The organism is Clostridium sp. 1001283B150225_161107_B6 (assembly GCF_015556325.1).
Lineage (GTDB): Bacteria > Bacillota > Clostridia > Lachnospirales > Lachnospiraceae > Enterocloster.
This window is the reverse complement of sequence record NZ_JADNMD010000002.1, coordinates 66,474-92,004: the sequence shown is the minus strand read 5'-3', so window position 1 is coordinate 92,004 and position 25,531 is coordinate 66,474. Positions and strand designations below refer to the sequence as shown.

Annotated in this window: 21 protein-coding genes; 2 read left to right on the top strand and 19 right to left on the bottom strand. The window is 51.2% G+C overall.

Annotated elements, in window-relative coordinates:
- Positions 1-90: 90 nt before the first annotated feature.
- From I2H39_RS05605 to I2H39_RS05590, 4 genes are all read right to left on the bottom strand, one after another.
- A complete protein-coding gene (locus I2H39_RS05605) occupies positions 91-1,134 on the bottom strand; it encodes an ABC transporter permease subunit (protein WP_138309809.1) in 1,044 nt (347 codons plus the stop codon).
- Positions 1,073-2,083: an ABC transporter ATP-binding protein gene (locus I2H39_RS05600; RefSeq protein ID WP_195626037.1), complete on the bottom strand. Its 1,011-nt coding sequence runs from the start codon at positions 2,081-2,083 to the stop codon at positions 1,073-1,075. Before I2H39_RS05600 ends, I2H39_RS05605 begins: the two co-directional genes overlap by 62 nt.
- A gap of 36 nt (positions 2,084-2,119) precedes the next feature.
- On the bottom strand, positions 2,120-3,337 hold the full coding sequence (locus I2H39_RS05595) for an NEW3 domain-containing protein (RefSeq protein ID WP_195626036.1): 1,218 nt from the start codon (positions 3,335-3,337) through the stop codon (positions 2,120-2,122).
- Between the two features lie 205 nt (positions 3,338-3,542).
- The gene (locus I2H39_RS05590) at positions 3,543-4,901 is read right to left on the bottom strand and encodes an 8-oxoguanine deaminase (RefSeq protein WP_195626035.1); all 1,359 of its coding nucleotides are present in this window, start codon (positions 4,899-4,901) and stop codon (positions 3,543-3,545) included.
- Between the two features lie 433 nt (positions 4,902-5,334).
- Here I2H39_RS05590 and I2H39_RS05585 point away from each other — a divergent pair, with 433 nt between their 5' ends.
- Positions 5,335-6,978: a GGDEF and EAL domain-containing protein gene (locus I2H39_RS05585; RefSeq protein WP_195626034.1), complete on the top strand. Its 1,644-nt coding sequence runs from the start codon at positions 5,335-5,337 to the stop codon at positions 6,976-6,978.
- 62 nt (positions 6,979-7,040) lie between these two features.
- Here I2H39_RS05585 and I2H39_RS05580 read toward each other — a convergent pair whose 3' ends face one another.
- From I2H39_RS05580 to I2H39_RS05570, 3 genes are read right to left on the bottom strand one after another with little or no spacing between them, the layout of a single operon-like run.
- Positions 7,041-8,330, bottom strand: a complete 1,290-nt coding sequence (locus I2H39_RS05580; RefSeq protein WP_138309814.1) for a TRAP transporter large permease — start codon at positions 8,328-8,330, stop codon at positions 7,041-7,043.
- Positions 8,330-8,812 (bottom strand): TRAP transporter small permease, encoded by a 483-nt coding sequence (locus tag I2H39_RS05575; RefSeq protein WP_138309815.1) that lies wholly within the window; start codon positions 8,810-8,812, stop codon positions 8,330-8,332. Before I2H39_RS05575 ends, I2H39_RS05580 begins: the two co-directional genes overlap by 1 nt.
- A gap of 40 nt (positions 8,813-8,852) precedes the next feature.
- Positions 8,853-9,914: a C4-dicarboxylate TRAP transporter substrate-binding protein gene (locus I2H39_RS05570; RefSeq protein WP_138309816.1), complete on the bottom strand. Its 1,062-nt coding sequence runs from the start codon at positions 9,912-9,914 to the stop codon at positions 8,853-8,855.
- A gap of 276 nt (positions 9,915-10,190) precedes the next feature.
- Between I2H39_RS05570 and I2H39_RS05565 the strand changes: the two genes are divergently transcribed.
- Positions 10,191-11,201 carry a LacI family DNA-binding transcriptional regulator gene (locus I2H39_RS05565; RefSeq protein WP_138311552.1) on the top strand — a complete coding sequence of 337 codons (1,011 nt, stop codon included), beginning with the start codon at positions 10,191-10,193 and terminating at the stop codon, positions 11,199-11,201.
- Positions 11,202-11,220: 19 nt separating this feature from the next.
- Here I2H39_RS05565 and I2H39_RS05560 read toward each other — a convergent pair whose 3' ends face one another.
- The 12 genes from I2H39_RS05560 to I2H39_RS05505 all read right to left on the bottom strand — a co-directional run bounded on the left by I2H39_RS05560 (position 11,221) and on the right by I2H39_RS05505 (position 25,504).
- Complete coding sequence (locus tag I2H39_RS05560; RefSeq protein WP_138311553.1) at positions 11,221-12,309, bottom strand: type I phosphomannose isomerase catalytic subunit; 1,089 nt, start codon at positions 12,307-12,309, stop codon at positions 11,221-11,223.
- An 85-nt stretch (positions 12,310-12,394) separates the two neighbouring features.
- Entirely contained in the window at positions 12,395-13,414 is a 1,020-nt protein-coding gene (locus I2H39_RS05555; protein ID WP_138311554.1) for a TRAP transporter substrate-binding protein, read from the bottom strand.
- A gap of 38 nt (positions 13,415-13,452) precedes the next feature.
- The gene (locus tag I2H39_RS05550; RefSeq protein WP_138311555.1) at positions 13,453-14,682 is read right to left on the bottom strand and encodes a response regulator; all 1,230 of its coding nucleotides are present in this window, start codon (positions 14,680-14,682) and stop codon (positions 13,453-13,455) included.
- Between the two features lie 12 nt (positions 14,683-14,694).
- Positions 14,695-16,170, bottom strand: a complete 1,476-nt coding sequence (locus I2H39_RS05545; protein WP_138311556.1) for a histidine kinase — start codon at positions 16,168-16,170, stop codon at positions 14,695-14,697.
- Positions 16,171-16,332: 162 nt separating this feature from the next.
- On the bottom strand, positions 16,333-16,608 hold the full coding sequence (locus tag I2H39_RS05540; RefSeq protein ID WP_227147636.1) for a hypothetical protein: 276 nt from the start codon (positions 16,606-16,608) through the stop codon (positions 16,333-16,335).
- Positions 16,609-16,877: 269 nt separating this feature from the next.
- Positions 16,878-17,702, bottom strand: coding sequence for a class II fructose-bisphosphate aldolase (locus tag I2H39_RS05535; protein ID WP_138311557.1), 825 nt, complete (start codon positions 17,700-17,702; stop codon positions 16,878-16,880).
- Positions 17,696-18,733 (bottom strand): 5-dehydro-2-deoxygluconokinase, encoded by a 1,038-nt coding sequence (gene iolC / locus I2H39_RS05530; protein ID WP_195626033.1) that lies wholly within the window; start codon positions 18,731-18,733, stop codon positions 17,696-17,698. The genes I2H39_RS05535 and iolC overlap by 7 nt, the downstream gene beginning before the upstream one ends.
- 30 nt (positions 18,734-18,763) lie before the next feature.
- The gene (locus tag I2H39_RS05525) at positions 18,764-20,542 is read right to left on the bottom strand and encodes an adenine deaminase C-terminal domain-containing protein (protein WP_195626032.1); all 1,779 of its coding nucleotides are present in this window, start codon (positions 20,540-20,542) and stop codon (positions 18,764-18,766) included.
- Entirely contained in the window at positions 20,539-22,041 is a 1,503-nt protein-coding gene (locus tag I2H39_RS05520) for a sugar ABC transporter ATP-binding protein (protein ID WP_207746769.1), read from the bottom strand. The genes I2H39_RS05525 and I2H39_RS05520 overlap by 4 nt, the downstream gene beginning before the upstream one ends.
- Positions 22,042-22,421: 380 nt before the next feature.
- The gene (locus I2H39_RS05515) at positions 22,422-23,489 is read right to left on the bottom strand and encodes a sugar ABC transporter substrate-binding protein (protein WP_138311561.1); all 1,068 of its coding nucleotides are present in this window, start codon (positions 23,487-23,489) and stop codon (positions 22,422-22,424) included.
- Positions 23,490-23,510: 21 nt separating this feature from the next.
- Positions 23,511-24,518, bottom strand: a complete 1,008-nt coding sequence (locus I2H39_RS05510) for an ABC transporter permease (protein WP_138311562.1) — start codon at positions 24,516-24,518, stop codon at positions 23,511-23,513.
- Complete coding sequence (locus I2H39_RS05505) at positions 24,515-25,504, bottom strand: ABC transporter permease (RefSeq protein WP_171042732.1); 990 nt, start codon at positions 25,502-25,504, stop codon at positions 24,515-24,517. Before I2H39_RS05505 ends, I2H39_RS05510 begins: the two co-directional genes overlap by 4 nt.
- Positions 25,505-25,531: the final 27 nt, after the last annotated feature.

Below are 25,531 nucleotides of genomic sequence, written 5' to 3'. Positions count from 1 at the left end.
CTGTACGAACCGCAAGAGAACAGAGGTGGATTTCACAATTAATTCACAAACCTGTACCACGGAAGCAGGCACGCCGCCTGTATGCTTCCTTTACCTGCTCCGAATCTCCCTTCTCATAAAGCTGATATAGGAAGCTGCAAACACCACGGCTGTCAGCGCCAGCAGGCCCGTCAGATGGGGCCATACCAGAAGGCAGCTCTGTCCCAGCGACAGATACCCGGTGATTGCCCCGGACAGCTGCTGGGGCAGGATAATGTTGGTGGAGCGCACCATGGGATTCATAATGGTGGACACCGCCTCACTGTACAGGTAATAGGGAGACAGGCGGTTAAGGCTCATCTGGCAGCTGTAATTGTCCAGAATCCGGCCAGCGGATGCAGTCTGCCCCATGGGATACAGGGCGTTTGCCACAATGCTCACCACCAGCGTCATGAACAGCGCAAAGAAAATCCACAGCGCAATCACAATCATGGCAGAGGTGGCTGCATGACGGCACAGCACGGAGCAGAGAATGGACAGCGCCAGCCAGAAGCAGATATAGACAGAGGTAAAGAACAAAAGCACCAGCACCCGTCCTGTTTCCTCGGCAGCAGGCGGCACCCCTGTGGCCAGAAGCCCCACGGCGCCTGCGATGAGTCCCATGGAAAAGACCATTAGGAAAATAATCGTGGCGCCTGCCAGAAACTTACCGTTTATGACCGCATCCCTGTAAATGGGCTGCGCCACCAGGCGGTTTAAGGTGCCTTCGGAGCGCTCGCTGTTGATTGCGTCAAAACCAAGGCTCAGCCCCACAAACGGCCCCAACAGCGCAATAAAGGAGGTAAAGGAAGGGATGGAGCTTCCGCTTAAGGTGAACAGCTTCAGGAATATATAGCTGGAATCAGATGCAACTGCATCCGAAAGGCTGGTTAAGGCCCCGTATATGCTGGCGCAGCTGGTCAGCAGTATCAGCCCCAGCACTATCAGGAACCGTTTGCTCCGTATATGGTCCGACATCTCCTTGCGGTACAGGGCCGTCATGCCGGACATGCCCCTGCCCGGTCCCGTCTTTGTGTCTGCGCCGGTTACATTCTTACCGCTGCTGCCTGCTGAAAGAAAGGAATCCTTTATTTTTCTTTTGATTGAGACCACCATTTTTCTGCTCTCCTTTCTCAAAATATCTGCGGTAAATTTCATCCAGGTCATTTCCCCGCTGTCTTAAATGACGCAGGGTATAGCCCTTTTCCAGGGCCCTGCGGTTCAGCTCCCTGCACAGGTCCGACCTGGAATGGACCACGTAAAAATCGCCGGTCCGCTCCACCTGTTCCACGTTTCCAAGGTTCCTTAACAATTCCTCAAATCCGCTGTCATCGGGAAAAGCAGCTGCCTCCAGGGCATAATGTCCTTCCCGGCGCATCTGGCCCGCCAATTCGTCAATCCGCCCGCAGGCAATGAGGCTTCCATCCACAAAGAGTCCCACCCGGTCGCAAATCTGCTGAATCTGATATAGCTGGTGGGAGGATATGAGGATGGTCCTTTTATCATCCTCTGCCAGACTGCGTATCAGGGTCATCAGCTCCCGCATTCCCTCCGGGTCGATTCCCAGGGTGGGTTCATCCATGATAACCACCTTGGGGTCCTTCATCAGGACATCCGCGATTCCCAGACGCTGTCTCATGCCCCGTGAGTAGGTGCCTGCCTTCTGGTCAGCCGCCTCCGTCATCCCCACCTTTTCCAAAAGTTCCTCCATCCGTCTGTCTGTCACATCATCGGACAGTCCGTTCAGCTGTCCTGTAAAACGCAGGTTCTCCCGCCCCGTCATATCGGAATAAAACCCCACATTATCCGGCAGGTAACCCACCATCCCCTTGACCTCAATGGCCTGCCGTGCACAGTCCTTTCCGTTTATCCAGGCGCTGCCGCCGGTAGGCTCGGTCAGCCCTAACAGCATCAGGGTGGTGGTGGTCTTTCCTGCTCCGTTTGGTCCCAGCAGCCCGAATATCTCTCCCCGCCGGATTTCCAGTGTCAAATCACAGACCGCTGTCTTATCCCCATAGGATTTGGACAGATGTTCGGTCCGTATCATCATTTCTTCATAATCCATAACAATGGCCCCTTTCCAGCGATTTATCCATACAGGCTACCTTCTGCCGTATTTGCGGAACACATAGCCCAGGCCCCCGGCTGTACACAGTATGATGAGGACAGCCACCACGCCCCATACCGTCTTTGTCTTAACCGATACCCTGAAATCAGCGCTGGACTGGGTCTGCTCGCAGGCTGCGGTAAATGTGTTCACATAATCCCCTGTGACGGCTTCCGAAGAAGGCTTTACATGGGCGATGACCTCTGTGGTGCTTCCTGCCGGTATGGAAGGGATGATATTGTTCTCCGTGTTGTAGGTCACGGTCCAGCCTGTTGGCAGGGATGAATTCAGAGAAACATTTTCCAGGTCCACATTACCTGTGTTGGTGATGTTAAGCGTCACATCCGAGGACCGTCCCGCATAAGCGTCAAAGCTCAGGCGTCCGTCCGGGGTGGAAACCTTAAGGCCGTAGCTGCCTGTAATGACCACCTTCAGGCCGATGTCCAATGTCTCCTCCGCCGACACAGCGCTGCAGGATATGTCATATTCCCCTGCCCCAACACCCTCGGGCGGCGTCACGGACACGGTCGTGCCCTTGCTGGCCCCTGACTCCACCTCCAGGGCAGCCACCTTGGCGGTCTCGCCGGTTGGGGTAAAGCTCACGCCCCATCCGGAAGGCGCATTGGACGACAGGCTGTAGGACTGTGTCTTAAGCCCGTTGTTAATCAGGGTGGTGCTGAAAGTGAAATTAGTGCCTGCGGTACCCTCCTGCTGGGGATATTCCGAGGTAAAGCTTCCCTTTCCGGCGTTCATCTCATTTACCATAAAGGAAATGGGAAGGCTGGCCGTAAGTCCCTCTCCTGCTGCCGCCCTTACCTCCACGGTGTAGGTTCCCTCTGTCAGCTCCTTCGGAACCGTCACGTGAAGGGTCATCTGGGAGCCGTCTCCTCCGTTTTTCACATGGATACGGCTCACCTGATAGCTGCCGCCCTGGAGATATCCGTCCCATCCCTCGGGCATGGAAGCCACCTCCACATCCGCGTCCAGGCTGGCTCCGGTGTAGTTCTCCAGTGTAATGGGAATATTCAGGTTATCCCCCGGCTTCACGGATATTCCGGGGTAGTCCGTATTCAGTTCCAGCCCGCCGGCCCCGTAAGCCGTATGGGCGCCCATGAATACCAGGAACAGCACCGCTGCCACGGCCAAGAGAAATGCCGGAAATCCAAATTGCTTACCTGCCTTATCCTTTCTGATTACCACTGCTTTCTCCATTATTTCCTCCTTTTGCCCGATACGGGCATCTGTATTTTCTACCAGCTATCATAATAGAGAAACCTTTAGCCAACCTTTAATAAGTTTGAACATACTGTGAAAAAATACAGTGCCGTGGTTCTGCCCGTTCCGCAAAAAGAAGGAGCCGCGCACCGGGCGCAGCCCCTTCTGCTTTTCCTCCGGCAGAGCCGGATTCAGGAATTACTTATCGGCTGATGTATTCTGCTGCAACCGAGTTGGCTTTTTCCACGGTCCGCTCCTCATCCACGCGGACCAGCCGTCCCTCCCTGACCGCCACTTCCCCGTTTACCACTGTGTAATCCACGCTGCCCTTAAGCCCCACCGTGCACAGCATGGATTTAGGGTCAAACTGGGCGCCGGTCAGCTCCATCCGGTTCATGTCCACCAGGAAGAAATCCGCTGCCATGCCCACTGCTATCTGGCCCAGGTCATCCCTTCCCAGTATGCGGGCGCTTCCCCTGGTGGCTATCTTCAGGATGTCATAGGCTGACGGCGCCTGACGGCTCCACTGGAGGCGGTGAAGCAGATAGGCCACCCGCATTTCCTCCAGAAGATTGGAGCCGTCGTTGCTGGCGGAACCGTCCACAGCCAGACCCAGGGGCACTCCCAGCTCCAGCATCCTGGGCACCAGGGCAACGCCGGAGGATAACTTCATATTGGATATGGGACAATGGGCCACTCCTGTTCCTGTCTCTGCCAGGCGTCTCAGTTCATACTCAGTGAAATGGATTCCGTGGGCATACCACACATCCTCCCCTATCCATCCCAGACTCTCCATATACTCCAGGGGCCGCATCCCAAAATGCTCCAGCGTGAACCGCTCCTCATCCTTTGTCTCTGCCAGGTGGGTGTGGAGCCTGACCCCCAGCTTCCTGGCCAGCTCTGCTGATTCCTTCAGAAGCCTTCCCGTCACGCTGAAGGGGGAGCAGGGGGCCAGTGCCACCTGATGCATGGAATACCGGCCCTTGTCGTGAAATTTTTCCACTGCCCGCTCTGAGTCCCTAAGAATCTCATCCACGGTCTGCACCACGCTGTCCGGAGGCAGTCCCCCATCCTTTACGCTTAAGTCCATGCTCCCCCTGGTGGCGTGGAAACGGATGCCCAGGGCATCCGCCGCCCCGAACTGGGCATCCAACAGCCCGTTCCCTGCCTGCCCCGGAAACACATAGTGGTGGTCCAGACAGGTGGTGCACCCTGTTTTCAGCAGCTCTCCCATGCCTGTAAGCGCACTGTAATAGACCACGTCCTCATCCACGTGCTTCCAAATCTCATATAATGTTTTCAGCCATGGAAATAACTCCATGTTCTGTACCTGCGGTAAATTACGGCTGAATGTCTGATATAAATGATGGTGTGTATTGATAAGTCCCGGATACATCACCATGTCAGATGCGTCAATCACATCCCCCGCTGTTTCTTCTTCCCGTCCGATTCCGGCAATGACTCCGTCCCGGATTAATACGTCCACACCCTCAAGCAGTCTGTCATCCCCGTCACATGTAACAAGATGCTTAACGTTCTTTACGAGTAAGGTTCCCTTCATGATTACCTCCTGATGTAAGTTCATAAACAATCTTTGTTTCATAGACTATATGACTGGTATACTGCCGGCGGCACGGGTGTCCGCGATGCACCCTCATACCGGTTCAGTCTATATGATACCCGACGTATGCCCCGTGGTCCCAGCTATGTTTTAAACAGCGATATAGATATGATTTTTTCAAAGAACAATTTGATACCATAACAATATAGCAATCTTTTCAGCTGAAATCAATGTCCAATGCGGCAAATCTTTATGCAATTTTTTATGCATATCTAACAATTTTTTTGCATTGAAAAAACCGCCTTTGTCTGATTTCTTATTACGTTTTTCTTTATTTTATCTAAAAATATTGTAACTATCCACCCTTTTTATTATAATAGGCTGTATAAAACATGTATTGATACATGCAGGAAAGGTCAAAGTAGGTACCCCTATGAACAGTATCCTGGACAATGACTTATTTCAGGCTCTCTCAACCACATCCCATCACGTATATATCTATGCCTGCGACATGAAGAAAGACCTGTCCCGCTGGTCGGAAAATGCCGTGGACTATTTTGACATGCCCGGAGAGTACATGACAAATGCAGGCAGTATCTGGCTGAAGCGCATTCACCCTGACGACAGGGAGCGGTATACCAGGGACCTGGAACAGGTATTCTCCGGCAGGAACACCCACCACAAATGTGAATACCGCGCCCTGAACCGGCACGGTGAATATGTGTGGCTGGAATGCCGGGGCACACTGATTCTGGACGGTGAACAAAAACCAAAACTGTTTGCCGGTCTCATGACACGTCTGGATGCCAAAAACAAATACGACCCCCTGACCAACCTGAAAACCATCTATGCGTTTAACAACTGCGACTTCACCGGAAAGCCCGGCTCCCTGCTTCTCATTGACCTGGACCATTTCCGTGAAATCATCAATAAATTCGGTTACAGCTTTGGGGACAATGTCCTTTACCGCTTCAGCCGGAAGCTGGAACTGCTGTGCGGACCGGACCGGGATGTCTACCGGCTGGAGGGGGATGAGTTTATCATCCTGTCCCCCGGAGGAACCGCAAAAGACACCGAAGCTCTTTTTGGGGAAATTACCCTGGCCGCCCGGAACCTGTGCGGACCCGACGGACAGGCAGTCCATTTAAGCATATCCGGCGGCGCTGTCCTCTATCCCGAATACGGCAGTAAACGGGACGTGCTCTTGGGATGCCTGGAACATTCCCTGGAGCATGCCAAACAGATTTCCCGCGGAAACCTGGTATTCTTCTCCCTGGAAATCGCTGAGCACCACAACCGCACCATACAGCTGAAGCATGCACTGACCCGGTCCATACAGAATCAGTTTCAGGGGTTCCAGCTTTATTACCAGCCCCTGGTGGATGCCTCCTGCCACAGGGCGGTTGGATGCGAAGCCCTTCTTCGCTGGTTTGACCCGTCCATCAAATGGGCCACCATCACTGATGTCATCCGGCAGCTGGAATACAGCGGGGATATCCATATAGTGGGGCGTTTCATCGTGGACCAGGTATTCCAGAAGGCAAGGAAATGGCAGAAGGATTTTCCGGGACTGATGGTTGGATTCAATGTATCCTATCTTCAGTTTAAGGATTCCGGATTTGTGGACTATCTGATTCAGAAAGCCAATGACTATCAGCTGAATCCCGGATTTCTCTGCATTGAGCTGACAGAGAGTTCTAAGGTGGATGATTTCAACACCCTGGCCGGGTGCTTTGAGAAGCTTCGGTCATTTGGCTTTTGCATATCCCTGGACGACTTTGGGATTGCCTACTCCACCCTGCTGCTGATTCGCAACCTTCCCGTGGACTCTGTGAAGATTGACCATTCCTTTACCCTGCACTTAACCCCGGACAATACCATGGATTTGGCTATTGTGGAATGTGTGGTGAACCTGTGCAGGAAACTCCAAATCAACATTGTGGTGGAAGGTGTGGAGACCGGGGAGATACTGGATATCACCAGCAAATTCCCTGTCTCCCTGCTCCAGGGCTATTTCTTTGACCGTCCCATGCCGGCTGATGAATTTGAGAAAAAGATATTCAAGATATATGGATAGCCGAAAGCCCTGCATGGACCGCCCCTGTGAGACGGCCCGTACAGGGCTTACTAAACACTGGATTACATACTTGTACCGTAAATCATATTCGGCAGGAACAGCACCAAATCCGGGAAGAATACACAGATAGCCAGCGTTGCCATGATAGCTATGAACAACGGAAGGGAATACTTCGTGGTCTCCTGCACCGAACAGTCCATGATATTGGAACAGGTGTACAGCGCAACTCCAACCGGAGGCGTGGAACAGCCCATGGTAACAATGGTCATCATGATGATGCCGAAGTGAACCGGGTCAATGCCGTACTGTGTGATAATCGGAATCAGGATGGGAGTAACAATCAGGGTAATAACCGTTGTCTCCATGAACATACCGAACACGGTCAGCATAATTAAAATCAGCAGCAAAAGTATGTATTTATTGCTGGTCAGGCCCACCAGCAGAGTGGTCAGGGTCTTGGGCAGCTGGTCAAATACAACGCCGTAGCTGAATATGCCGGAGAAAGCCAGAATCATGGTAATCACGGACAGGTCCTTTACGCTGTCAATGACGCACTTCTTAAACTTCTCAAGGTTCAGTTCCTTGTAAATAAAGATACCTACAAACAGCGCATAAAATACTGCAAAGGCACCGGATTCTGAAGGCGTCATAACACCGAAACGAATCAGCACAATCAGCAGGATGGGAAACAGCAGGGCCCATATACTCTCAATACAGGACCTGATGATAACGCCTGGAGGTGAAGGCTTGTCGTGGTCCGGCTTATATCCGTAGTGCCGTGCGGACCAGGAGGTGGCAATCATCATAAAGATACACATAATGATGCCTGGAAGGAATCCGGCTACAAACAGCCGGCCAATGGAAACCTCGCCCACGGTACCGTAGAGAATCAGGCCCATGGAAGGCGGAATCGTGGCCACAATCAGTCCTGACAGACAGTTAATGGCAGCGGCCCAGCCAGGCGCATAGCCTCTCTTTGTCATCTCAGGCCCAAGGATACGGCACTCCATGGCTGCGTCCGCCACAGCGGAACCGGATACGCCGCCCATCAGGGTGGATAAAACCACAGATACCTGGCCGATGGAACCGTACATATGTCCGGTCAGCACGTTTGCCAGCTTTACCAGACGGGATGTGATGCCTGTGTTGTTCATCAGGTTGCCGGCAAAAATGAACAGCGGAATGGCAAGCATGGTAAAGGACTGGGTGGTGGACAGGGATTTCTGCACCAGAATGGTCCATGGAATCTCCGGCCTCATCAGGAAAAAGGAAAATCCGGACACTGCAATTGCAAAGGCCACGGGCATTCCAAGGAACAGGAGAATCAAGAAAAATCCAACTGCACTTAACATTAATTAACCCCCCATTCTTTCATTGGTTTCCTGATATCGCCGAGCATCTTGCCCAACATGCTGAAGAACATCAGCAGGGAGCCCACCGGCACCGCCAGGGTACACCAGGCATAGCTCATCTTCAGGGTATTGAAGGTGCGGTTCCAGCTCTGGGACACCAGCAGGAAACCGTAAACAATCAGAATCAGCAAAAACAGCAACATGAAAACGTCAAACACCAGCATCAGAGTCTTCTGTACCGATTTCGGGAACCGGTTGGACAGCATGTCGATTCGAATCAGGCCGCCGCTCTTGATGATGATATCAGAGCCGATAAAGGTCAGCCATCCAAATGCCAGCAAAGAAACGTCCTGAGCCCAGTTCACCGGCATTCCGACGGTTCTGGCCACTGCGGACCAGAACACCAGAACGGCAATCATGCATAACATTGCACCGGCCAGAAGCTCCTCTGTCTTTAAAATAACAGCAGAAATTTTTTTCATTTAAAAGCTTCCTTTCTGTATTGCGAAAAGTACCTGCGGATTAGTTGGTCTTGCCAATCTCCTTGTACAGTTTATCTCTCAGTTCAGCATATCCAAGTTTCTCATATACCGGGTCAACCGCTGCCTTAAATGGAGCAATATCCGGCTCTACGATGGTCATTCCTGCCTCAACCATTGCCTTCTCAGCCTCGTCAGCCTCAGTCATAACATCAGCAGCCGTCTCCTGGCCAACCTCAATGGAAGTCTCAACCAGCAGGGTCTGTAAATCCTCAGGCAGGCTCTCGAACCAGCTCTGGCCGCAGATTAATCCCTGCATCAGCTGGAAGTGGCCGGTCTTTGACTGATACTTGCACACTTCATACAGTCTGGACGGATAGGTAGACGTGTTCTGTGCTTCGCAGCCCTCCAATGCCTTGGACTGGATACCGTTGTAAACCTCGCCCCATGACATGGAAATCGGGGTGGCGCCCATGGCCTGGATGGTCTCGGTACATACTTCCTGTCCGATGGTACGGATTCTCATGCCCTTCAGGTCATCCGGTGTGTTGATTGGCTTGTTGGTCATGAAATGACGGGGGCCGTCATAGAACGTAAAGGACAGGATTTTGATGCCATGGTCCTTGGACAGGGTGTCTGTCCAGCCCTTAAATGTATCTGTCTGAGTTATCTTATAGCACTCATCATAGTTATCAGCAAAATAGCCCATCATCAGGATGGAGAAGTCCTTCACATACTGTCCCATACGGGAAGCATCTGTGTTGACTGCCACATTGGCGCCCTGGATGGCCTGCTCCAGCACATCCTCATCGCTGCCCAGCTGGCCGGACGGGAATACGCTTACCTTCAGCCTGCCGCCTGATTTCTCATTTAACACATCCGCCAGCTTCTGGTAGTTCCTGGTAATCAGGGCCTGCTCTGTCTGGGAAGTGGAAATCTTTAATTCATATACCTTGTCATCGCCTGCGGCAGCTTCACTGCTGTCCCCTCCCTGGGCCTGTGTTGCAGCCGGCTGGGCATTTCCCATACCCGGCATGCCGTTGCATGCAGTTACTGTCATCATTGCTGCTGTGAGAACACCTGCTAATAAAACTCTCTTTTTCATAGTTATCCCCTTTCCTTAAGTTGTCCAGCGTAACGCCACTCGCTAAACGTTTACATATTTTACTTATTTAGTATAAACGTTTACATATTTTCCATCAAGCATTTTTTGCAAAAAAGTTTAACAGATTTTTAACGCCATTTTTATGCAATCTTCACAATTTAAGAATTTTCAAAAAAGTTTATGGTTTTTTCCGCTTTCATTTTGACATTGTTTCAAGAAACCTTTACAATATCTGTGTATGCATTTATAGAGAATCACAGGGAGGTGGACCGGAATATGGTAACAATCAAGGACGTGGCAAAAAAAAGCGGCTATTCCGTCTGCACGGTATCCCGCGCCCTTTCCGGCAAAGGATATTTAAAAGAAGAGACCAAACAGAAAATACTGGAGACAGTTGCAGAACTGGGATACCGCCCCAATACCCTGGCTGTCAACTTAAAAACAGGACGCCGCCAGACCCTGGCCCTGGTCCTCCCGTCCCTGACCAATATCTACTACACAAAACTGGAACAGTACCTGGAGTCCTGCGCAGCAGAAAAGGGCTATATCATTTACCTGAACAATACGGAATACAGTCTGGAAAAAGAAAAACAGATTCTGGAAAATCTAATCGGGATGGACATTGCCGGCGTCATCATTACTCCTGTCACCAGCCAGCATGACCACATCATGAAACTGGCTGAATACAACATCCCTTATGTATATTTAAACCGTTCCTTTGAGGACGACCTGGAACACTGTCTCCGCCTGGACAATAAAAAAGCCGCCTATGAGGCGGTCTCCTATATGATTAAGCTGGGGCATAAAAGCATCGGCGGTATCTTCCAGAGCTTTGACAACCGTACCTACCAGGACCGGTATGACGGCATGGCCCTTGCCCTTAAGGAACACGGCCTGGACTGCAGCCCGGGCCGCATGCTCTTTGACATCAATCCGGAAGACATGGGCACCACCCCCGGCCGAATCCTGCAGCTGCTCCAAAAGCCGGACCGCCCCGGGGCGATTTTTGCCTGCAACGACATGACCGCCTTCAATATCTACCGGGCCTGTTATATCCTTGGGCTGCGGATTCCCGACCACCTGTCTGTATTTGGCTATGACGACTGTATCATGGCCAACTTTGTAACGCCGCCCCTGTCAACGGTCAGCGTCCCGGTCCGCAGGCTGGCCGGAATTGCCATTGATTTTATCCATGGTTATCTGCAATCCGGTGTCCTGGCAGAGCTTCCGGTGCTGAAAGCCTCCCTGGTCATCCGGAATTCCGTGCGGAACCTGAACCTGGATTAAACCATATTTGAAACACCCTTTAGAGTGCATCCATATCCTTTCCCGGATACACCATCACCAGCTGTACACTGCCCTTTGGCAGGATTTGGTATGCCTCTGTCCCGGCAGCTATCAGGAAGCTGTCCCCTGCCTTCAGGCTGAGCACCTGGCCGTCCTGTTCCATGGTGCAGCTTCCGCCGCATACCACCCCCAGGGTAAATTTATGGTTATGCCCCACAACAGCAGGCCCGGTCACCTCCAGCTTCTCCACAAAGAAGCAGGAGGTCAGCTTTTCATCCACCAGCCCCACCCGCCGATAGGCATCTGTTTCCTCCAATATCCGAGGCTCTATCCTGCACTTTTTCATGATTTCTTCTTTGGAATACTCTGTATAATCAAAAATATCCAGACAAAAGTCCAGCCCCCGTCCCATGAACCTGCCTTCCTCCGGCACAACGATTCCCTCACGCTCAAACTCGCACCGGACCACCAAATCAGACGGCTCCATGATTTCCAGCATGGTGATTCCCTCGCCTATGGCATGGGGCATTCCGCCCGGAATATACCAGACCTCCCCCACCTGCACCGGAATCTTCTCAAAACAGCCGTCCATCCGGGCCTTGTCCTGCTGCTCCACGATTTCCCTCCAGGCATCCCTTCCCGGTGTGTGCTGGAATCCCAGGCGGATATAGGGGCTGACGCCGTCCCTTACGTGGAGAATGTAATAGCATTCAAGCTTCCCATAGGGCATTCCCATCACTTCATTGGCAAACCGTGTGGTGGGATGGGCCTGTACGTGAAGCCGCATGGCTGAGTCCAGAATCTTGAGAAGGAAGCTGAGACGCCAGCTCCCGTCCCTGCCAACGCCCGAACCCAGATAGAATTCCCGGTTCTCATCTATCAGGTCCCGCAGGAACCTGGGCCCATCTTCCGTCTGCACCGCAGCCAGCCCCTCATGTGCAATGGGCTCCATTCCCGGATTGGAGGCTTCCACCATGGAACCCACCCATTCCTCGGGCATATTGTTATCCGCCCACTGGTCCTTACCATGGAGGCGGTCAATTCCCGCTCCCCCTGTATAATTTCTTCGCACCCGGTTTTCGGGCAGTTTCATAAGTCCTGCTGTCATTGCGCCTTCCTCCTGTCATGATATATGTGTCTTGATTTGCCTGCATTACTGCATCTGCCGGATTTTTTGTCTTACCGCATCTGTCTCACTGCATCTGCCGGATTTTTTCAATCAGGTCCAGATATTCTCCGCCGTATTTCCGGTATACCGGCTCCATGGCCCGGCTCCAGGCGTCCGGGTCCTGGGGTTCCAGAATCGTAACGCCCTCCTTCTCCAGAGCCTCATATGCCTTCCGGTCCGCTTCCTCTATGGCTGTCCGGTTATATTCCTGGGTTTCTTCTGCCGCCTGTACCAGAGCGTCCTGATATTCCTTCTTCAGGTTTTTCCAGGTGATTTTGCTTACCAGTATCACCCCCGGCGTATAGGTATGGCTGTCCTTTACATAATAAGGGGCAACTTTATAAAATTTATTATAATAATAGCTTACCGGCGGGTTCTCGGCTCCGTCAATGGTCCCTGACTCCAGGGCCGTATAGAGCTCTGCATAGGCTATGGGCACTGCCACGGCCCCCAGTGCTTCCACGGTATCGCCCATCATGGACGCCACCTGCACCCGGATTTTCAGTCCCTTCATATCCTCCAGCCTACGCACCGGCCGTTCTGTGGTAAAGAAGTTTCTGGCCCCTTCGTCCATGTAGGCCAGCCCAATCATACCGGTACAGTCCTGGATATTATTAAGTATTTCCCTTCCCAAATCACTGCTGCATACATTCCAGAAATGCTCCCTGTCCCGGAAAACATAGGGCAGCACCAGGGCAGACATCATGGGATTTCCGCAATCCACCAGGGACATGCTGTTGCCGCGGTACAAATCCAATGCCCCCATTTCCATGGACTGGTAACAGCGGGCATCGTCCCCCAGCTGGCCGGAAGGATAGATTTCAACCATCACCTTGCCGCCGGTCAGTTCATTGACCCTGTCAGCAAAAAACTGGGCCGACTCTGTCAGCACATGGCCTTCCGGGTTCACCTCTCCGTAACAGAGCACTATCTCCGGTTCATTGTCCGCTCCCGCTGCCCCCCTGTTTCTTAAAACTCCATAACCACCTGCCAGACCTGCAATCAGCACTGCGGCCGCGGCACCTATTATTAACTGTCTTTTCAACCTATTCCTCCTGACCCGGACCCATGGCTTCCTCAGTGTCATTCCTTCTGAATCCTCATCTCAGAAAAGTACTCCACATGATATTTTAAATTATCCCCGTTAAAATTAAGCTGTCCCAGCTTTTCAAAACGCATGGCTGCCTCTGAGGTCTTAACCCTTATTCCCGGCATCCGGTTGATTCCCCGGATGATAGTCATCAGGCTGCGGCCGAAATTCAGCTTCACCGACACATCCTGATATCCTAAAAGAGTTTCCAGCTCCTCTATCATCTCCGTAAAAAGGACACTGCTCTGGTCCTGGTCCTCCCCGGACAGGGACTGGATAATCCGGTCCTCCAGACCGCAGATTCGTTTCATGCCTTCCGTCATATTGTCAAAGGCAAGCCCGGCCTCCTCCGCAGAATATTCCCTGATAAAAGATGCAGCCTCCTCATATGCCCCGGCCAGTTGTTCCATTCCCTCATAGGCTCCGCTGACACCGCAGGCAACCGGAATCTTCCGCTCCTCTGCCAGGTAATCCCTGGCCCTGGTAATGCAGCCGGTCAGCTCCGTGAATGCATCCTGCTGCGGTGAATAAAGGCAGATAATCATCTGGTCCATCCAGATACTGTTAAGTACAGTCACCCCTGCCATGTGGAAATAGTTTTTAAGCACCTCCTGTGAAAACCCTCCCATGCTGACCAGGGCCGGACTGGAAATCAGCACCACCTTAAACCACCCGGGTCCCACTCCCCACATGGCAAATTCCTTTTCCAGCTTTTCCCTGTCCCTGCGTCCAAAAAACAAATTCCACAGCAAGTCCTTCTCCAAATCCCTGTAAAAATCAAAGGCAGCCTTTCCATCATCCACCAGATAATTGGAATAGGACAGCATGGACAGGGTATCCTCCCGTTCCCTAACCCGGGCAATGACCTTATCCAGTGTCTCCCGCAGCTCCGAATCCAGGTAGGGCTTAAGGAGATAATCCGTCACCCCCAGTTTGATTGCCTGTTTGGCAAAGGAGAAATCACTGTAAGCGGAAATCAGCACAATCTGGATATCCGGATGCCTTTTGCGCACCTCCTCCGCTGTCTTAAGTCCGTTCATTCTGGGCATCTTGATGTCCAAAAGCACAATCTGGGGCTTGCACTCCTCCAGTTTTTCCATTAAATCCATACCGTCCACTGCCTTGTAGACAATCTCCAGCAGACCGGGATAGCTCTCCTTTATGACCTTCTCCAGATAATTCCGCTCGTACTGCTCGTCATCTGCCAATATTACACGCAACATAACTGTATCCTCCTAATGCCTGTCTGATTTATAAAGCTTCAGCGTAATCCTCGTAACGCCCTCTGTCCGCCCAATGTGCAGCACATCATCTTTCCGATAAAACAATTTTAACCGTTCCCTCACATTTTTCAGGCCAATGGAGGTTTTGGGAATGGGCGTTTCCCGGCAGGCGGGACGATTGCTTTCCCGGGTCCGGCCTCCGGCTTCCGGCTGGTCCAGGTTCATAAGCAGTCCTCCGGTTTCCGGCTGTTCCCGGTCCTCCGGAAATCCCACGCCGTTGTCCGCCACCACCACCTCAATATAATCCGGCTTCTCAGTAATCAGTATATCCACCCTGCCCCCGCTGACCCTGTCCTTCAGCCCGTGCTGGATACTGTTCTCCACCAGAGGCTGGATTGTCAGCGGCGGAATCATTACATCCTCGCCCATAAATGACTTGCGCACATCCAGACAGAAGGTCACTCTCCCCTTTAAATGCAGCTTCTGTATATACAGGTATGACTGAAGCAGTTCAATCTCAGCATCCAGCGGAATGGAAACCGTATTGATTTCAATGCTGCTGCGCAGGATTTTGGAAATGGCTTTGACCAGCTGGATGGATGTGTCCCTCTCTCCCAGCTGGATACTCCGGATTACCAGACTCAGTGTATTAAACAGGAAATGGGGATTCATCTGCATCTGCAGCTCCCGGATTTTTGCCTCGGCCAGCCGTTCCTTCATCTGGTGCGTCTCCTGTAATTCCGTAATCATGGTCCTGATTTGCCGTTTCATCTGGTCAAATGTGGCGGAAACCTGGTTCAGCTCCATAAAAGGCGTTTCTTCAATATCCGCTGCCTCCAGGTTGTTGTTCATGATTTCCCTTGCAGCATCCGTCAGCCGTTTGATGGAATTCAGGATACTGGTGCTCATCTGATGGTTCAGCACCATTCCAAAGAGGCTGGCTGTCATGAAAAACACAATCAGAATACTGTTAGTGATTCTCAGCGTCCTGCTGTGGCTGGCAAATGCAGTATTTAAATACTCCAGGTACTGGCTCATCAACTGGTTGAGACACCGCTCAATCTCCAAATCCACTTCGTCCAAATCAGCCATCAGACTGGGATAGTAATCCCCGTCAGGCCGGATGTAGGACTCCGCCATCTCCCGCCTGTACTCAGCCACCTGTCCCACAATCCGGTACATCATCTTACATTTCCGGTCATTCTGCATCTTTTCATCCAGGCCCCGCAGCTGGCTGTCAAACAGCTGGCATTCGTCATAATACTGCTTCAGCGTCCCCTCGTCATGGCTTTTGCTGTACAGCTTAAAATAAGTCTGCCTCCGGTTATTGACAGCCAGCAGCCCGTTCACCTGCTGGTAATCCTGTAAAAGCCCGTTGTACCGGCGGGATGACCCCACGTTCACCAGGGCATTGGATGCTATGAAGATAAAGGCCACCAGCAGCAGAATCAGGTGGTTTCTTGTCATTTCTTTTCGTATGGATTTCATAAATCTCTTCTCACTTTTCTGCGGGGATGTTTACTTGGGGGATTTTTCTTCTGAGGTTATTCTACAACGGCAGGGGAAGAAAAACAAGTCAGACTGAGTCTGACTTGTTGGCTGAAAGTAACGTTGGCTAACTTGTTGGCGGGTAAGATATCCTGCTTCATACTATTTTATCTTAGCAAGCTCCTTATACTCATGTACTGCCGCCACATCAATGTATACCGCCGGCCGTTCTGTCACTTTAACATTGCCCTGTCCATCCTGGCTTTCCACTGTCTGGGGCTCCTTCAGCCTGGTGATGCCGAGAATACGTACCGAACCGTCCCGCCACGGAATGGTTTCCTTTAATTCTTTATAATCCTCGGGACAGGCAGGGTGACGGGCTCGGATTCCTCTCTGTTCAAAAACGTGATTCCTGAATATGCATCTGAAACGGCCCATCCTGCTGCTCCTGGGGAACGTCGAACAGGCATCTTCCTGGGGGGCCGGGTCCGCCTCCGATAATACGATTCATGCACGGGTAGCCCTTCAAACTATTCTATATTGATTGTCTTGATGCCGGGTATGTATATCTGAATGGTATAACGTTAAAAAACTACAGCAACCCAACCGGAAGGACGGACAGGTTATGGTAAAACCACCTGTCCGTCCTCCCGGTTGGGCTTTCTATCATATTATTGCTTTCCCATACATTCGCCGTGATATCCGAATCAAATCAGTCTCAGCTTTTGTGCTGCCTTTTCTTCCACAGCTTCCATGCATGGCCCAAACAGCTTAATTCTGTCGTATTCCTCCGGATTATCCAGAATCTGTCTTCTCAGTTCCCGCCCAAAGGCCAGACGCAGCGTTGTACCCAGATTAATTTTTCCCGCGCCGCAGCGGACCAGCTTTCCCAAATCCTGGTCCGGCACTCCTGTTGCCCCATGAATCACCAGGGGCACCTTTACAAGGGTATGGATTGCCTTTAAACGTTGAAATTGCAGTGCAGCTTCCTGAGCCACCATACGGTGTACGGTGCCTACAGCAACCGCAAGCGCATCCACCGGAGCGGCCCTGTAAAAAGCTTCTGCTTCTTCCGGCTCAGTATATCGCGGTTTAAAGACAAGGGACGGGTCACTGTATCCCACTGCCCCAATCTCAGCCTCAACGCTTACCCCGGCAGGGCCTGCCATATCCAGGACCTTGCAGGTCAGCTCTGCATTTTTCTCAAATGTCAGTTGGGAACCGTCAAACATAACAGACGTAAATCCATGGGCAATCGCCTCCTGTATGGTTCCAAGCTCTGTTGCATGGTCCAGATGAACACATACAGGCACTTCCGCTTCCTGTGCCACATGGCGCAGTATACATGCCAGAACCGGAATCCCCATATGTGCCACAGCGTCCTTATTGGCCATCAGGGCCACTGGCCGTCCCTGCTTTTCAGCTGCATGGACTACAGCAGCAGCATCCTCATACCCGAACACGTTAAAAGCGGCCAGCCCTCTTCCTCCGCGCTCTGCCATCTGCAGAGCATATGCAAGTGTACTTAGCATCCTCTGTCCCCGCTTTCCCTTCTGGAAACAATCTCTCCATACCGCTGTTTTTCTTTATGTATAAAGGCTTCCAGCTGCTCCCTGTCAGGCATGAAACTGCTGCAGCCGTGACTGGCCACAAGCATGGCCGCTGATGCGCTGCCCCGTTCCAGGCATTCATTGACCGGAAAACCTTCCAGTAATGCGCATAAAAAGCTGCTGGCATAACCATCTCCGCCGCCAAAGCCTTTCACCGCCTTGACTGGAAACGGCTGCACGTGATAGCATTCCCCTTCTCCGGTGTAGGCGTCAGATCCCTGCCTGCCATGTTTGATTACCACAATTTTGGCATTCTCCCCCAGCCACCGGTCTGCTGTCTGCCTGTCCTCCATGCCGGGAGCCAGGACCGCATCCATAATATCATATTCCTCCCGGCTTCCCATAATGATATCCGACATTCTGCCCATCAGCGTATAATAGACAGATATCTCCTCCGCATCCTTCCAGGTGTATCCCCTGTAATCAATGTCAAAAACCACCACAGTCCCCGCCTTGCGGGCCAGCAGCGCAGCCTTGAGGGCGGCTTCCCTGGAAGGACTGGCTGCCAGTGCGGTTCCGCTGATTACAATCATCCCCGCGCTCTGCACATACTCCTTATCCACCTGTTGGGCGGTAAGGGCCAAATCCGCCGCATGATTCCGGTACATAACCAGGCTGGACTCTTCCGGGGAAGGTACCTGCGTAAATGCCAGGGGCATGGACTCACCGTGCTGTGCCGTAAAAATATGGGAGACATCCACCTTTTCCTGTTCCAGAAAGTCCTTGCAGCAGGTTCCCATTACATCATTGGACACGCATCCCAGGAAACCAACTTTTTTCCCCAGCCGGGCAGCACCCACCGCTATGTTTGCAGGGGAGCCACCCACATATCTTTTAAATGAACTGCATTCAGACCAGGGTTTACAATACTCCTCCGGATTAAAATCAATGGCAATGCGGCCAAGGGCAATCATGTCAAGAGGCCTGTCCCTGTCAAATGAAACAATACTCATAATACACACACCTTTTCTTCTGTCCCATTTTTATGGGAACAAATCAATAAGTTCTTCTCCCTTTACCGATACCTGGGCCAGACCATAGGTACTGAGTTTGTAGGAAGGAAACTGGGTAGGATAAACCATGAATGCCATCTTATGGAAAACACTGTCCACCACGCATCCGATTGCCTCCGCCGCAGCATTGACTGCTTTCATTCCCGCAATCACCTCCTGGTACGGAGCAGGCGATACAATGCCTGCAATGGAGAGTTCCAGGGATGCCAGTACCTTGCCTCCTGACACTACCACAAAACCGCCATTGTGTTCAATCAGATAGTTGGCGGCAATGCGCATGTCCTCATCATTGCTTCCGATAATATTCAGGTTCTCTATGCAGGGGGCGTAGGATTCTGCAATTGCTCCGTTGCGTATACCAAAGCCTTTCACAAAGCCGATTCCCTTCCTGCCCGATTGCTGGTGCCGGTCCATTGTAAAAATCTTAGCTATATCGCGTTCAGGGTCAGCTTCAATAAAGCCGTCACGCGACTCCATCTCCTCCACCAGGGGGTCTGTAATCAGAGGATCCCCATTCATTCCGATAACGCGCACCCTTACACATCCCTCATAAGGCGCCCTTACACGGAAATCGTCCGGGGTAAGGGGCTTCAGGTTCATGGAATGCATGAATTCATCCGGATACCTGGGGGCTGAGATTTCTCTGCAATAGCTTCCATTCATAACCAGCATTTCACCATCCACAATCACGCTCTCCACATGTACCTGTTCCAAATTGTCCAGAAGCAGGATATCGGCGCACTTGCCCGGAGCAATACTTCCTATATCGTCCTCCAGCCGGAAAAACCGGGCGACATTCAGTGAACCGGCACGTATGGCCAGAGCCGGTGAAACGCCGCACGCAATGGCGCTGCGTACCTTTGCATCCATATATCCGATATCATTCACACGGCTGGGGTCTATCTCATCGGATGCATACCCAAAATCTCCTATAAGTTCGAACTTCCCCCCCAAATCCGGCAGCACCTTTCCCAGTTCCTGTCCAACAGAGCCTTCCCTCAGATGTTCCGCAATTCCCAGGCGGGCTTTTTCGTTGGCTTCATCCGCCGCCACAGTCTCATGGTCGCTCACATGATTGGCAAAGCTCAGGCCCGCCTGGAGCAGTGTTCCACGCACGCCGGAAGCATGGCCTACCAACACCTTTTTAAGTTTCTGCGCTTCATGCACGATTCGCAGAAGACTCTCATTCTTCCCTGCCACACGGGCCAGGTTAAGCTCATTCACACCATAACAATCATCCCAGTGAAGGGCCTCTATGGCCATCTCCTCCGTGAATGTGCCAAGGTTTTCAAAAGATTCATTCTGATGAAATGCAGGCAGCGGAATCACAAACAATGGCTTCACCCCTGTATTCTTAAGCTCATCCAGGAAAAAACGGATTCCCTTCAGGGACTTTATAATTCCGATTTCAAAAAATCCTGTAGCCACTGCCGTTCCGCCATGCATCAATGCAACCTTTCCAAATTCCGTCATGCTCATATGCGTACCGGCAATATGGAGATGTCCGTCAATAAGACCAGGAGCAAGGTATCTGCCGGAGGCATCAATCTTCTTTGTCTCCGGACCTATGGTGTGGGATACATCCCCCACATAGGCAATCCTTCCATGCCGGACGGCCACGTCCGCCGGATATATCTCCAGAGTATACACGTTTACCAGTGTTCCTCCCAGTATTACGGTGTCAGCCTTTTCCTCGCCCCAGGCAGTATTCAGAATACTTAGTTTTTGTTCAAATGTACAATCCTTCATACCACACCTCCAATGGCCGCCTGTTCCTTCACAGGTTTGCCCATAATTGAATTAATAATGTTGCGTTCATTGATGGCCTCACCCTCCAGATGTGCGCAGATTTCACCCTCCCGGATACAGAGCAGACGGTTGGATACACCTATGATTTCAGGCATCTCAGAGGAAATCAGTATGACTGCCATTCCCTGTTCTGCCAGCTGCGCAATAAACCGGTGGATATCTGCCTTGGCACCTATATCAATACCGCGTGTAGGTTCATCCAGAATCAATAAATCAGGTTGGATTGCCAGCCACTTTCCGAGAACTATCTTTTGCTGGTTACCGCCCGAAAGCTGTACTGTGAGCTGCTCCGGACTGGCTGCATTAATCTTAAGGGCCTTTTTATATTCATCATAAATGCGGTAGCTCTGGGAAAAATCCACAAATCCCCTTCGCTTCATCCATGGCAGCTTTGCCAGAATCATGTTCTTCCGGCAGCTCTCCCCCAGTACCAGTCCCTGTTCCTTTCTGTTTTCCGGCACAAATGCCATCCTGTGGCGTACTGCGTCCCGGCTGTTGCGCACCCGGATTTTCCTGCCTTTATAATAAATCTCACCGCTGTCAGGCCTGGTTATGCCGAAGATACTCTCCATCAACTCAGTCCGCCCGGCCCCAACCAGACCGTAAAAACCTACGATTTCCCCTCTGCGTACAGAAAAACTGATGTCCTGGTACTGTCCTTTTCGGGTCAGATGTTCTACCCGGAGCAACTCCTCCCCTGCTTCAGCCGTATTCTTCACATAATAATTGCTCATTACACGGCCAATCATTCCCTGGATAATATCATCAATGGTACAGTCCGCCGTGTTGAATTCCCCTGAATTTTTCCCGTCCCTCAGCACAACGGCGCGGTCACAAATTTCCATGATTTCATCCATTTTATGTGATATATAGACAATGGCCGTTCCTTTTTTCTTCATATACCGGATGTTCTCAAAAAACACATTCTTTTCCCTGTCAGTCAGGGAGGATGTGGGTTCATCCAAAATCAGAATACGCGCACCAAGGGCAATCCCCCGTGCAATCTCCACCATCTGCCTCTGAGCGATTGGCAGCGCCCCTATATTCGTCCTCGGGTCAATCTCACATTTTAATTCCGCCAGCACGCAGGCTGCATCGGACCGGAGTTTTTTCCAGTCCACCCCTCCCTTGGTTCTCATGGGCAGACTCCCCAGATAAATATTCTCTGCCACGGATAAATCTGTTACCAGAGACAATTCCTGAAATACCATAACCACACCTGCCTGCTTTGCCTCAATCGGATGTTTAAAGCAGACGCTTTTGCCATCGTAATGGATTTCCCCCTCATCCGGCTGATACAAACCGGCCAGAACCTTCATCAACGTGGATTTCCCCGCACCGTTTTCCCCGCACAGAGCCAGCACCTCCCCAGGCTTCAGGTTTAAATCCACATGGTCAAGGGCCTTGACACCCGGAAAACTTTTGCATATATTCTTCATTTGAAGTATATACCCATTCTCGGCTTCCATCCTGTCACCTCCTTGTTATGAGCACTTGGCGCCTGTCCTTTAGGCGCCTACGTGCGATACATGTCACTGGCACTTAGCGAGGTCTTTTCGAGCTTAGTGCAGTGGCTCGTTATGAGCACTTAGCGTCTGTCCTTTAGGCGCCTACGTGCGATACATGTCACTGGCACTTAGCGAGGTCTTTTCGAGCTTAGTGCAGTGGCTCGTTATGAGCACTTAGCGTCTGTCCTTTAGGCGCCTACGTGCGATACATGTCACTGGCACTTAGCGAGGTCTTTTCGAGCTTAGTGCAGTGGCTCGTTATGAGCACTTAGCGTCTGTCTGCCAGACGCTGAGTGCGATACATATTTTGTTTAATTCCAGATTTCAAATCCCGCATCCGCAATGACTTGTTTCACATTCTCAGAAGTACAGGGATATAAATCATAGCGGGTAACTGCGTCTACAGCCTCACCCTTAGCCAGCTTGATGGCTGTATCCAGAACTGTGACTGCGTCCGGGAACGGTGACTGCAGTACGCTTCCGCTGATGATTCCCTCCTCAATATATTTAACACTTTCCTCATTTCCAATAAAGGCGCAGGCAATGATGGGGATATCCATATTGGCTGCCTGCAGAGCATTATAGGCTCCTATTGCAATATTGTCATCCGCTGCATACAGCGCGTCAATCTGGTCACCATATTTTAAAATCATTTTCTCCATCTGCTGCTGGGCCTTCTCCCGGTTCCAATCCGCATTCTGCGTCTCCAGAATCTTGATATTCGCGGGAATACTTTCCTCAAATCCGTTCTGCCTCCAGGTAGATACATCGTATCCAGGAGTACCGGTGAGCTGGACTACATTACAGCCGTCCGGGAACATTCCTGCCAGCATGTCGGCACACATGACAGCCTCCTCGTAATGGTCAGGTCCAACAAATGCACTCAGATATTCATCTCCGCTGGCATCAATGGGATTGTTGGTGCACATGATGGGAATCCCTGCTTCCTTAGCTTCCTGCAGCCCCGGAATAATGGAAAGGGAATCGCAGGCCCACACGATAATTACATCTGACTTCTGCTGAATCAGGTCCTGAATTTGGCTAATCTGTGTGTTCACATCTCCTGCAGCATCCAGCACGGTCAATTCCACATTCCCCACCTCTGCGGCATATTCCCTCAGACATTCATCACATTTTGTCTGGTAATCATCGATTCCAATGTTGTTTGCCACCATTCCAATGCGATATACGTCCCCCTCTGCAGCGGCGGCTGTCTGTACTGATTCCCCGGTCTGTGCGGCCTGGGCTGCTGTCGTATCTGCGGCGGCAGAAGTCTGTGAAGCTGTCTGTGCGGTTCCTCCGCCTGCACATGCAGTCATTCCTAAAAGTGTTGCTGTTGCAGTAAACAATGCAAAAAATTTCTTTGTTCCTTTCATCATTGTAACCCCTTCCTTTATTTATTATTTTTTCTCTTTTTCAGTAGCATGTTTATCATCAGAATTATGTTTATCCGGTATATTGTATGCGGGCTTTTCCCGCAGTACCTTATCCATATACAGAACCAGAATAAGAATGATACCGAATACTAATGTGTTATAGTAAGAAGACAGCTTTAGCAGATTCATGATGTTGTCGATAAAGCCCAGCACCAGCACCCCGCCGAATGTATACAGCATGTTCCCGTAACCGCCTGAAAGTTTAGTTCCTCCCAGCACAACAGCTGCAATGGCCAGCATATGGGCATCCGGCCAGCCCAGTGTGGGAGATGCGGAGTTGAACTTAGAGGCATACATTATGCCTGCCACGACCGCGCAAAGGGAACAGACTGCGAAATTGATGATAACGGTCCGGTCCACATTGATGCCTGCATTCTTTGCAGAATTCATGTTTCCGCCTGCGGCATATGTATTGCGTCCATGACGCGAATACCGCAAAACCGCCTGGCCCGCCGCCACAAATATCAGACACAGCCACACCGGATATGACAACCCCAGGAAACTGTTCCGGCTGAGTTCGTAAAAGCCTTTTGAAGTATTCCGAATCGTCTGCTCCGTATAAATGAACGTAAGGCCCCGCCACAGTGTCATTCCCGCCATTGTCACAATAAAAGCATTAATTTTCAGCTTAGTAACCATCAGCCCGTTAAGAGTCCCCACAGCCAGACCAAGGAGAAGCATCAGCACAATGGCTGCAAACAACCCCACAGACGGTGTAATCCCCACCAAAAGGCAGGATGCAAGCCCCATCAGTGTCCCGGCGGACAGGTCAAAATATCCATTGAGTATCAGGAATGTCATGCCCACAGCCATAACGCCCTTTGCCGCATTCTGGCCTAAGATATTGATAAAATTTTCCAGGGAGAAGAAGTTTCCCACAAAAAGCGAAGCTGACAGGAACACCCCCAGAAAAATGGGGATTATCGTGTTGCTGCGCATTACAGCCGTAATCCTTCCCGCAATTCTCTTCATGCGTTCTTCCCTCCCTTCATGTTGGTCCGAATACGTTTGGATCGGATGTCAATATAGACCACTATAAGAATAATCAGTCCGTTCGCCACCCACTGCATGGAATATGGAAGGCTCATCATCACAAAACCATTATCCAGAACTCCTAATATCAGAATTCCAATCACTGCCTTTACAGCGCTGCCGCTCCCTCCTGACAGGCTGGCGCCTCCCAGGATAACACCCGCAATGACGTTCATCTCGTAACCTTCCCCAATGGCATTCTGCGCGGAACCGATGCGGGATGCCAAAAGGATACCGGCCAAAGCTGTCATCATTCCGGAAAGTATAAATGTAATGAGCACGATTTTCTTATCATCGACACCGGAGAACCGGCTGGCCACCTGATTGCCGCCCACGCTCATAAGCTGATTCCCGAAAACAGTGCACTTTAACAGTATTTCAAATAAAATCATACAGACAAAACAGATAACTACCACTGTGGGTATAAAGCCTATGAATCCCCGTCCCAGGGACAAAAACCACATTCCGTCCGCATTTTTAAGGGTACTGTTTTTTCCTCCTGAGACAAAATAGGTCAGCGCCTGGACAATTCCCATCATTCCCAGTGTCACTATCATTGAGTTCAGGCGCACATATCCCACCAGAAACCCGGAAATCAGCCCAAAGGCAATGCCGGCCAGCAAGACCAGCGCCATTGCCGGCACAGGCCCCACAGTGTTAAACAGCTGTATCATAAGAACCGTGGAAAAGGACAGAATGGAACCCACCGACAAATCAAAATTACCTCCGATGATTACAAGCGTCATGGCGCAGGCCATGATGCCCATGATTGCGCCCTGGCGCAGAATCAGGATAAAGTTATTAACCTGGAAAAACATTGGGGCGGCAATTGAAAATACGGCTACAACCGCAATAAGGGCAAAATAAATTCCCTGCTTTTTTATAAAGGCTGCGGCATTCTTTCCTCTGAATTGTTTATTGTCCATAATCAACCCCCTTTTCATCAGGACAAG